Raw genomic sequence first — 10704 nt, forward strand, 5'->3', positions numbered from 1 at the left:
TTTTAATCGGCGCTCCAGCGGAAAAGATCGAAGGACAAACCGTAGACCTCTTGTGCGGGCGCATCTTTGACCAGGCCTTCGATTTTCTTCAGGAAGGACAAGAACTCGCGCTGGATTTTCTCACGCGTTTCCGCGTCCGCGGAAAAGGTGACGGCGAAGTTGAATTTTTCGTCGTCCGGTAGACCATGCTGCTGGCGCGTCGAGATTTGCGCGAGCAAGTTCTGGTGCGGAAGGCAGAGGGGCGACTCTTTGGGGAGGTGAAAATTGCGTTTCAGCTTTTCGAAGCCTTGCGGCGTCTTGCGCACGAAACCCATCTCGACCAGATCCTTCAACCACTGGTCCACCTGGCGCGGCGAAAGATTGAGGGCGGTCGCAAGCAAGCCCGGATCTTTGGCGTAACGTTCAACTCCTAAAAAGGCGTTGATCACCTTGTAGTAGGGGTTCAGGAAAAACCGCGTCTCGTGTCCGTCTTGGGCCTGCACGATCTCTTTTTGCAGATGCGCTTTGGACTTCAACTTTTCACGGCGGATATTTTCAAGCTTCGCTTTCAGCTTTTGTTTGCGTGGACCGCTGCCGGATCTTTCCCACTCCAGCAGGAGCAAGAGGTAATCTAGTTCCTCGTCGGCAAGACCGATCTCGTGGCCGATGGCGAAGCTTTGGTCGGCGCTCAGGTGCGCGCGCTCTTTGAAAACGTTCGTGAGGTAAGGGGGCTGGATTGAGGTTTTGTGCGCGAGCTTCTGTAAAGTGAAGCCCGGTTTGCGGGTCTTGAGGGCCTGGCATTCGCTGGCGAGGAAGGCGCGGTAGTTCCACTGGCTATAGATCGACACGGGGACCTCGTTATAAATAAAGTAATTCTATTTTAATAATATATTAAAATAAAATGGAAGAAAAGGGGCGGTCGCCTTAGAAGGGTTTTCGTTCCCTTCACCCCCTTTCCAATAGGAGTTTTTATGACAACGCTTCTTTCGTTGGTCCTGAGTTTCGGTCTTATCTCTGGTCTTTTCTCGACCGCCCACGCGTCCTGGTTCCAGGAGGGCTGCGCGAACGGCGACGCCAGCGTGCGCACGGCCAGCGGCCACAACGCGAACTACGTCCAGTACACCGAACGCCGCTACGGGCAAGACGGCATGAAAGAAAAGATCGTCCGCGATGACGAAGGCGAGATCCGCCTGGATCTGATCGAAGAAAAGTCTCTAAGCTCGGAAAGCCATAACGGCTGCGTCCCCGGTCAAGACTATGGCTTCGCGAGCTGGCGCGAGGTGAGCTACCGCAAAGTCGTCCTTCGCCGCGAGGATGGGAAGCCCTTCTCGAAGCATGCCGTGGGCGTTTCGAACGATCTCTTAACCATCACCGCGGATTTAATCTGTGAACAAGACGGCAATAGCGAAGTCATGTGTAAGAAAGAGTAGGCGCTGGCGGTCCCGGGGGGCCCGTGATAAAAGGTCCCCCATGACTTCCCTTCGCCGGTTACTTCAAGTCTCGATGCTCATGTTCTTGAGTGTTTCGGTGGACGCCCGCCAGCTGCGTGGCGACTGGGAAAGCTCCGGCGATCTGCCTTACATCTATACTCCCAAATATCCTTTCGCTTACGCCTGCCAGTTGGAAGTTTCGGACTTCCAGTTGCATTCGGTCGAGGGCGAAAACCGCCGCGTGTACGCGGTGGCGCAGGTGACATTGGATTCCGCGCGGAGTTCGGTTTCGGTCGAGGAGTTGCGTTGGGTGCCGGTCATCCGCGACTTCGATGCGGGCACCGATCGCGAGATCGTGGGGCCGCTGCCTTACGCGGTTCACGCGGGGCATGTGGGTCTGAGCTTCAATCAAATGCGGACGGGCGACGAAGTGACTCTGTACGCTTCGATCGGTTTGCAGGCGGGCGGCTTCGCCTTTGCCGACGACGGCCGGGCCACTTTCAAACGCACGGATAAAGTCCTCCGCACGAGCGCCGAGGTCGGCACCACCTCGGTCGCCGACGGCGAACGCCTCTATCGTCGTTTGTATGTGGAATGCGATAAAATCAAATAGTCATCACTGAACGGCGTCGGTCGCGCGTTCCGCGGACTCGCCCAATTGGACGTACCGTGTGCGGAGCTCGACGGGCGCGCGCACGTCCGCGCGGCGCGCGAGGTCCAGCGCCGCGAGCTTCACGAAGCCATGTCCCTGACGGGCGCGGACATCCGCGAAGGCCGAATCGACACGCAAATTCGAGTCCAGATTGTTCAGTCCCGCCTGCAGTTTCCCCATGTCGGTGAAACGCGAAAAGACGAACTTCGAGCGGCCGATGGCCTCGCAGTTTTCGCCGAGCCCTTTCGTTCGACGGTTGCTGCTCCAGTAGCAGATCTTGTCTCCATCCTTGCGGCTGAAGAGGACCATGTGCCCGGTCCCGTTCGCTCGATCGATCTTCACGATGTCGCCGGGTTTCGCCTCATTGATGTCGCGGAAGTTCTGGCCGCCCAGAAGTTCGATGACTTTTGCCGGCCCGTAACCGTTCGAGTTCCATACGTCGCGGAAAAGGCCCGAGTTGAGTGCCTTGCGGGCGTGTTCGGAGATGTCGATGCGTCCTTGTTTATGCAGTTCCCCCAAAGTTTTCAGGAGGGCCGCGTGGGTCGCGGACGTGCAGTGCGATCTTTTCGATCCTTGAACGTTGATCTCGCCGTCGCGCTCGAGCTTCGCCCAGCCGACGGACTTCGTGAGCGTGAAGCCTCGACCGCGTCCGATCTCGTCGGTCTCGAGGCTTTTGGCGGTCGTGAGCATCAGCTGGCTGAGGTTCGCGGGCGTACGCGGGGTCGGGGAGGGCGTCGTCGCGCGATCCGCGCGGAGGTACTTCGTCCAGACGTAGCCCGTGCGCCCGCCAAGATCGACGCGCGAGTAGCCCGTCGGGTTGTGTTCGAGAATCCGTAGGGCGCGGCCGTTAGGCACGCATTCTGAAACCGCCGCGCCGGAGCGAGCTTGCGTGCGGACGTTCAAGCAAATGCGCCGGGGCGTTTCGACCTTGTGGACCACCGCGGTGGCGAACGCTTCGAATGAAAGGAGTGTGAAAAAGACGAGCGCGAGGGGCGCTGCTTGCGACCGGGTGTGTACCCACATTCAGACCTCCATGGTCAGTTCCCTTGTCCTCAATCGTTGCAAGTTCCGTTCATCCGCAGGCTCGTGAATGGGCGGGCCTCGCGCGGGTTAAGGAACTCCGACCCGAGCCGATACTGATCAGCTGTCCAAAGCCTGGCCGTTTACGGTGTGCCCGTCTCCAGGGCTCCTTCAGAGCAGCCAATCGAAACCTGCGCGCCGTTGTCGGCGGGGTCGAAAAGGATTCCGACCCGGTGGAGCGCGCGATCCAAAGGACCCATGACGAAAAGACCCTGGGCGATTTTGCGGCCGCCCTGGGTCCACGCGATGCCCAGCCAGGTGCCGTCCGCGATCACCTGCACGTCGTGCGCGCCGGTGGTGAAGGCGCGGGTTTCACCGCCGTGCGAACCTTCGGCTTTCAGGCTCGCTTGGAATTTCCAGCTTCCCTGGTCCGCGGGCACATCGTCCGCGACCAACAGGACTTCGCAGACATAGGTGATCTCGGTCAGTTTTAGAGTCTGCGCTCCAGCGAACAGGGGCGCGGCAAACAAAAGCGAGGCAAAGACACGAAGGAATGTGTTCATGAGCTTGCGCTTAGTGGAAGGGGGCGGGGTCTCCAATGGATAATGCGTGGGGTAATGTCATTTCCCGTTCCACAACGGTATAAGGAGGCTCTTTGAAAGGACCTCGTATGGAATACCGTCGCCTTGGCAAATCCGGACTCAAAATTTCTCAGTTGTCTTTCGGTTCGTGGGTCACCTTCGGAAATCAGATGGACATCAAACCCGTCGTCGAGTCGATGGCGGTCGCGCGCGATCACGGCGTCAATTTTTTCGATAACGCCGAGGTCTACGCGGGCGGAAAATCCGAAGAGCTGATGGGCGCGGCGCTGAAAGAGCTGAAGTGGGCTCGTCACAGCTATTTGATTTCGACGAAGTTTTTCTGGGGGATTCACGACGGACCGAATACGAAAAATACGCTCAATCGCAAATATCTGCTCGAGGGGATGAACGCGAGCCTGAAGCGTTTGCAGCTCGATTACGTCGATCTGGTGTACTGTCACCGCGCCGATCCGCAAACGCCGCTGGAAGAGACCGTCTTCGCGATGCACGACCTGATCCAGCGCGGGCAAGCGCTGTACTGGGGAACTTCGGAGTGGACCGCGGACGAGATCCGCGGCGCCTGGTCGATCGCCGATAAGTACGGTTTGCACAAACCCATCGTCGAACAACCTCAGTACAATCTCTTTCACCGCGAGAAAGTCGAGAAAGAATTCGCGCGTCTTTACGATGAGGTGGGGTTGGGGCTCACGATCTGGAGCCCGCTCGCCAGCGGCATCCTGACCGGAAAATATCTGAACGGCATTCCCGAGCAGAGCCGGGGCGCCATGATGGGCTGGGTCGGCGAAGAGGCAAAGAAGGCCGAGAAGATCGAGAAGACCAAGAAGTTCGTCGCGATCGCGCAAGAACTTGACGTGACGCCGGCGGCGCTCGCCATCGCTTGGTGTTCGTCAAATCCGCGGGTCTCGAGCGTGATCACGGGCGCGAGTCGCGTCTCGCAGGTCGGCGACAATATGAAGGCCTTGGCGGCGCTCCCGAAATTGACCATCGAGGTGCGGGAACGTTTAGAACAGATCTTCGGTGAAAACTCGAAGTAGACGTCTTGCCATCCGGGCTTTTTTAGTTCATGCTTGAAACATTCCTATCGCGGAGGTGCCTATGAACAACAAAACTCAAAATCAAACTGAGATTGTGGTCAGCGCGTCCGCTCGTTCTTGCGAACAGCGCGGCGCCTGAGGGCGTCTTTCGCTCAGTGAACGCCCGAATCTCAACATTTCAATTCTAAATCACTGAGTTTCCTTTTTGAGGAGATTTCAGAATGGCGATTTTATTCCGGGTCGTGACCGACTCGGGTTCGCATTACGGGGTCGTCGACCCCGACGGTGAATTTTGGCCCGCGCGACTGGCGGGTCGGTTTTTTAATATGGAAAAGTCCGCGCGCCCGGTCGTGGGTGACTGGGTGGAAGGACGTTTAGAGCCCGGTGGCTGGGTCTTCGTTGAAGAACGCCGGCCGCGCCAAACGCTCATCACGCGACGGGTGGGGCGTTTCGAAACGCAAGACCTCGCCGCGAACGTGGATCTGCTTTTGATCCTGAGTTCGCTGAACGAGGACTTCAATTTGAATCGTTTCGACCGCTACCTTGCGCTCGCGCACCAGGCGGGCATCAAGGCGTGGATCGTGCTGACCAAGCTTGATCTCTGCACGGACGTCGCGACCTTTCGTGACGAAGCCCGCGCGCGTTTGGGTGGGGTGCCGCTTTACGCGGTCAGCGCCGAAACCGGCGAAGGGATCGCGGAGCTGGGGGAAGATCTCGCGCACGTGAGCCGGGCGGGCGGGACCATCGCGGTCCTGGGTTCGAGCGGGGTGGGAAAATCCACGCTCACGAACGTTTTGGTTCCGGAGGCGCGCATGAAAACGAGCGCGATCCGCGAACACGACGGACGGGGGCGCCACACGACCACGCACCGTGAGATCTTGCGACTCGCGGACGGGGGCTGGTGGATGGACTCGCCCGGCTTGCGGGGACTGAAGCCCGAGTTCGGGACGGGCGAAGTGTCGGCCCACACCGAGGATCTGGAGGCTTTGATCCTCTCGTGCCGCTTCACCGACTGCGCGCACGTCGACGAACCCGGCTGTCGGGTCCGCGCCGCGATCGCGGAAGGCACTCTCGAGGAAGCGCGTTGGGAGAGTTTTTGGAAATTGAAGTCCGAAGAACTTCACCAAGAACGGATGGAGGATCCCCTTGAGCGGCGCAAAGAGCGGGAACGTTTTCACCGGCAAGTTGCGGCGGCGACCGAGCACGCGAGGTTCCGGCGACGGGGCTTCAAATAAGAAAGGGGGCGTAAGCCCCCTTCTTTGATTGCGCTAGCTGCGCCAGCTGGTCCGTTGAGCTAGCTTCGCCAGCTGATTTACTGAGCTAGCTTCGCCAGCTGAGCGTCGTCTCTTTGACGGGGTGTTTGAATTCGGTGGCCGGGTCGGTTTCGAATTTGGTCCATTCGTCTTTCAGACGGAAGTACCACTTCGCTTGGGTGTCGGCGTCGTTGATCAGCATCAAGGTCGGATCCCACTTGAGGCCGTCTTGCTGTTGAGTCACGGCGTCTTGATCCTGTTTCAGGAAGACGCGCGCGAATTTGCGGATGAAGGGGCTCAGCAAAGTGAAAAACCACGAATCCCAGTAAACCATCTGCGTGATGCGGGTCAGCTTGTCGTTCACGGGAGTCAGCGCCGTGTACGAATAGAAGTTGCGGGGGCCGACGACGACGTGTTCGGTGCGGGTCGCGGGCAATTGAAAGGAAATTTCGGTCGTGGGAGCGCCGCCCAACATCTTATAGGCTTTCGAGTTGGACGAAGGTTTGTGACGACTCATCTGAAAACCGAAAGGGATCGGACGGAAGGTTTTTTTCTTTTCGTAACTCGAGCGGCTCGAGCGCCAGAACCAGGATTTGTGAATGTAAGGGCCGTGCGCGGGATCCATCAGACCGATGACCGCGTGGTCGATGTGACACGGAAAATCGGCGTATTCGACGAAGCGCGGTTTCGCGTTCATCGGTAAAAAAGGAATGCGCGGAGGTTCGGGCGCAAGTTCACGGTCGAGCGTCGCTTGCGTGGCGCTGGCGGACTTGGGCGGCGTCAGGAAGACCCACACCATACCTTGGAATTCTTGGCAGTCGTACTGGCGCACTTTGATTTTACGGCAATCGAGTTTTTGATCCGTGGTCAGCGAGGGGATCGAGGTGCAGGTGCCTTGTTTGTCGAACGTCCAACCGTGGTAGGGGCATTCGACTTCGCCTTGGACCCAACGTCCGTAGGAAAGGGGAATTCCGCGGTGCGGGCAGATGTCGCGCAAGGCCGTGGGTTTTCCGTTCTCATCACGGAAAATCACGAGGGGCTCATCCGCGATCACGCGGTGGACCAGGGACTTCTCTTTGAGCTCGTCGGTGAGGCAGCCCAAATACCAGTGATTTTTCAGGATGGTTTCCATGCCCCGGGTTCTAGTGGGTGGGGGGCACGGGGTCAAAGCGGATTTTACGAGGGGCGGGCAGGCTGGCGCCGCGGTCCCAATAGATTCGTCGGTAGCCGAGTGCAAGGAGCTCCCGCGCAAGTTTTGGTGCATCCGTATCGTGAATTCCTTCACTCAAAATGACGAGCGCGTCGGACTCGGGCCGAGGTTCGCGGATCAACGCCAATTTTTCGCGCAAGGGGACGCCGCGGAGCTGGGGCGTGCGCACGATGGAAGAACCTTGTCGCCAGGCAAGAGAGGCGGGGCGAAACACGATGGCGCCCGTGATGCGTAAATCTTTGTGGCGCTCGGGCGAGATGTCGATCACGCCGGGCAGGGAGTCAAAATACAGCGGCGGAGTCGGTGTGAATACGCGCAGCGCAGGTCGGGTTTGGCGTTTCTCGCGGAGAGTTTCGAGAGCGCCACGCCAGGCCGTCGTGGCCGCCGGGATTTCGACCGAGGCGCTTTGGACTTTGGCGGCCTCTTCGGGGCGACGGATCTTGACGGACTCTGCCGGTGCGGGTTGCGTTTCGATGTCCAGTCGGTTCGTGAGCCCGATCCACGCGATCCATCCGGTTTCGCGTGGATCGAACCACAGCCGTTGCACGAGCGTTTGCGCGCCGTCGACGCGCAAGATGCGTGCGAGTCCGATCACGAACGCGGTCTCGGCCGGTTTTTCGAAGCGGATCAAGCGAAGAGTGTCGCCCGGGGCGCAGGTTGTGGGGAGTGCGCGCGGCAGGAGCCGCATCTCTTCGCGCTCAAAAAAGGCGGCTTCGTCCGCGTCGAGGACGCGGTCGCCGCAGGTGCTGGTGGGCGGGGATTCGGCCGGGAATAAGGCGTAGAAATTTTTGAGCCCCTGCGCCCCGGGATAGTACCAGTAAAGATTCATGTAGCCGCGCAGGCGGAGCTCACGCAGAAGATCGAAAATCCCCGCGTTGCGCAGATCGGGTGAATCCATGATCAGGACGAGCGGCGGTCCCGGCAGGGGTAGTTTTTCGAAGGCGAAGCGAGAGACGTCCTCGAAAGGAATCGGGCGGGCATCGGGGACTTCGAAGCGGGGACCTTCCCCGGTGCGTAAGTCGATGCGAACGTGCGGGACGGCGTTGACGGGAAGCTGCAAGAGCACCTCCGCGAGGCCAAGGCCGTCCGGAGCGAGCGTGCGCTCCAGCAAGAGCGGCGTGACTTCGACGCGGACGTGAATTTCCGATGAGCTTTCATTTTGTAGGGTCAGGCGCGCGCGTCCCCATACGATAGTTTGGTTTTTCGCGTTTCGTCGCGAGAGCGACAGATCCTGTCCCGTGCGTACACAATGTACGGACGGAAGGCGCCATACGAGGGAGTGTTGCGAGGCGGCCTCGGCGCGTTGCTCTTCGGAGAGCTCGAGATTGAGAAGGACTCGTGCACCCGATTTCGAACAGGCGGAGGTCGCTTGCGGAACGGGAGCTTTCGCTTGGGCGGGGAGGCCGCCGAACATGAGCAGGAAGACGAGGACGAAGGCGAAATGAAAGAGGGCCGTTCTCTGCATGACGGCCTCGGGATTTAGTCTTGACCCTCTGGCGGGGCAAGTTCAAATTACCCCGATGGCGGGATCGCAGCTCCGGAACAACGCAATTGCAGGAATAAACAAAAAGGGCGGACTTTTAGTCTATCCGATTAAAAATAAGAAAGAGCCCGAGTCCATCTGGAGCGTGCTTTTCCCCCGTACGGAAATGCGCTGGTCCTGGGACGAGGACGCCGACAATCGCGTGGGGCGCGTGTGGCTGTTGAAAGAAGAACTTTCGCGCTCGGGCGAGGTTGTCTACGGCAAGTGGTTCAAGGGGCGCGCGACATTTCTGTCCTTCGATGCTTTTAAAAACCTACGCGCCTATCTGCGGGAGGTCCCGCTTCGCCGTCCCGAAGCGCATCAGATGCTCGAAGTTCTGGAAATGGACTCGCCGCTTTCGACAAAACAGTTGAAGGTTGCGGTCGAGCTTCAGGGCCGCCTCTTCGAATCGACCTTCACGAAGGCCCAGAGGGAACTTTTCGAAAAACTAGAAATCGTCGGTTTCGGAGAAGTGGAAGACTCGGCCTTCCCTTCGATGGCGATCGGCGCTTCGAAACTCATCTTTGAAGAGTTGTGTTTAGCGAGCGATGAAATCTCGTCGAGTGCGGCGGAAGAGTTTCTTCTAAACCTTTGGGGGGGGGAGCACCCTTTTATGCAATACGCTCACAAGATCCGTCGCAGATTTGATCCCTAAGTTGTCTTTTCCTTAGTGCAAACACCGAATGACTTGATGAAGGTCTGGCCTCTTCATCAAGAGTGTGTGAGCGTCGTTTTATTTTGAGCCGACGGCTTCAGTATGGGTTCTTTATTGTCGATGAGTTGATCGACTATGGCCCAGCACTTACGGCGAAATCTTCTTAATCTTCTTCAAAGTTTTCAAAAGCATGGGCTTGCGAAGCGATCTTTCGCCGCGTTGGTCTTGGTTTTTGCAGCCACGTTCCATTCTTCGGACGTTCAAGCCGCGACGGTTCCGAACACGATCAACTTCAATGGCTATTTGACGGACTCGAACAACTCTCCGCTGACTCGCGCGAACAAAGTTCGCTTCGGTCTTTATGTGAATGGCGCGCGGGTTTGGTATGCGGAATACAATGTCAACGTCACGTCCGGATATTTCTCGGTGATCCTTGGTGGCAATGCGCAGGGTGGGATCGCGCTCGATCCTTATTCTTCGGCGATGTTGCCGGCAAATATGCTCCCCATCACTTCGGATGTTTTAGGTTTCGTCGCGCATACAACTCCGGTGGAAATCGAAGTCGAAGTTTTCAATGGCTATACGTTTGAAGTGCTTTCGACACGCTTCCCGATCACCTCGTCGCTGTTCGCGCTGCGTGCGGACTCGGTGGGTGGTTATCAAGCCGCGAATCTCGCGAAGATGGATTCTTTGGGTAACATCGTGGCTTCAAATGGTTCCATCGTCATTAGTCCTTCGGGTCAATGGATGGGCAACACAAGTGGGCTTCAAGGTGCCACGGGCGCGACGGGCGCGGTCGGCGCGACCGGCGAAGTTGGAGCCACAGGAGCGACGGGTGCCACTGGCGCAACCGGTGAAGTCGGAGCTACGGGCGCAGTGGGTGCCACTGGTGCAACAGGCGAAGTTGGAGCCACAGGCGCGACCGGTGCTACTGGCGCGACAGGTGAAGTTGGAGCTACGGGCGCAGTGGGCGCAACTGGCGCGACAGGTGAAGTTGGAGCCACAGGCGCGACCGGTGCTACTGGCGCGACAGGTGAAGTCGGAGCTACGGGCGCAGTGGGTGCCACTGGTGCAACAGGCGAAGTTGGAGCCACAGGCGCAACGGGTGCCACTGGTGCGACAGGTGAGGTTGGAGCCACAGGCGCGACCGGTGCTACTGGCGCGACCGGTGAAGTTGGAGCCACAGGCGCGACCGGCGCTACTGGTGCGACCGGTGAAGTTGGAGCTACAGGCGCAACGGGTGCCACTGGTGCGACAGGCGAAGTTGGAGCCACAGGTGCGACCGGCGCAACTGGCGCAACGGGTGAAGTCGGAGCCACAGGCGCGACCGGCGCTACTGGTGCGACA

The 10704-nt window shown here is 58.8% G+C and carries 11 protein-coding genes; 6 read left to right on the top strand and 5 right to left on the bottom strand.

Annotation, left to right across the window (positions count from 1 at the left end; genetic code table 11):
• Positions 1-2 precede the first annotated feature (2 nt).
• Positions 3-827 (bottom strand): TIGR02147 family protein, encoded by an 825-nt coding sequence (locus KF767_18340; GenBank protein ID MBX3019852.1) that lies wholly within the window; start codon positions 825-827, stop codon positions 3-5.
• A 123-nt stretch (positions 828-950) separates the two neighbouring features.
• On the opposite strand from KF767_18340, the gene KF767_18345 reads away from it, so the two are divergent.
• Together KF767_18345 and KF767_18350 are read left to right on the top strand one after the other, a co-directional pair.
• Positions 951-1409, top strand: a complete 459-nt coding sequence (locus KF767_18345) for a hypothetical protein (protein MBX3019853.1) — start codon at positions 951-953, stop codon at positions 1407-1409.
• A 40-nt stretch (positions 1410-1449) separates the two neighbouring features.
• Positions 1450-2022, top strand: coding sequence for a hypothetical protein (locus tag KF767_18350; protein MBX3019854.1), 573 nt, complete (start codon positions 1450-1452; stop codon positions 2020-2022).
• Positions 2023-2025: 3 nt separating this feature from the next.
• Here the strand turns inward: KF767_18350 and KF767_18355 are convergent, their stop codons facing one another.
• Positions 2026-3084 (bottom strand): SH3 domain-containing protein, encoded by a 1059-nt coding sequence (locus KF767_18355; protein ID MBX3019855.1) that lies wholly within the window; start codon positions 3082-3084, stop codon positions 2026-2028.
• A gap of 140 nt (positions 3085-3224) precedes the next feature.
• The gene (locus KF767_18360) at positions 3225-3644 is read right to left on the bottom strand and encodes a hypothetical protein (protein MBX3019856.1); all 420 of its coding nucleotides are present in this window, start codon (positions 3642-3644) and stop codon (positions 3225-3227) included.
• Between the two features lie 107 nt (positions 3645-3751).
• Here KF767_18360 and KF767_18365 point away from each other — a divergent pair, with 107 nt between their 5' ends.
• A complete protein-coding gene (locus KF767_18365; GenBank protein ID MBX3019857.1) occupies positions 3752-4717 on the top strand; it encodes an aldo/keto reductase in 966 nt (321 codons plus the stop codon).
• A 221-nt stretch (positions 4718-4938) separates the two neighbouring features.
• The gene (rsgA, locus tag KF767_18370; GenBank protein ID MBX3019858.1) at positions 4939-5952 is read left to right on the top strand and encodes a ribosome small subunit-dependent GTPase A; all 1014 of its coding nucleotides are present in this window, start codon (positions 4939-4941) and stop codon (positions 5950-5952) included.
• 85 nt (positions 5953-6037) lie between these two features.
• Here the strand turns inward: rsgA and KF767_18375 are convergent, their stop codons facing one another.
• Entirely contained in the window at positions 6038-7102 is a 1065-nt protein-coding gene (locus KF767_18375) for an aromatic ring-hydroxylating dioxygenase subunit alpha (protein ID MBX3019859.1), read from the bottom strand.
• 10 nt (positions 7103-7112) lie between these two features.
• Positions 7113-8645: a hypothetical protein gene (locus tag KF767_18380; GenBank protein ID MBX3019860.1), complete on the bottom strand. Its 1533-nt coding sequence runs from the start codon at positions 8643-8645 to the stop codon at positions 7113-7115.
• Between the two features lie 163 nt (positions 8646-8808).
• On the opposite strand from KF767_18380, the gene KF767_18385 reads away from it, so the two are divergent.
• The gene (locus KF767_18385; GenBank protein MBX3019861.1) at positions 8809-9357 is read left to right on the top strand and encodes a hypothetical protein; all 549 of its coding nucleotides are present in this window, start codon (positions 8809-8811) and stop codon (positions 9355-9357) included.
• A 225-nt stretch (positions 9358-9582) separates the two neighbouring features.
• On the top strand, positions 9583-10704 hold a 1122-nt coding region (locus KF767_18390), incomplete at its 3' end, for a hypothetical protein (GenBank protein ID MBX3019862.1).

The organism is Pseudobdellovibrionaceae bacterium (assembly GCA_019637875.1).
GTDB lineage: Bacteria > Bdellovibrionota > Bdellovibrionia > Bdellovibrionales > Bdellovibrionaceae > JAHBUW01.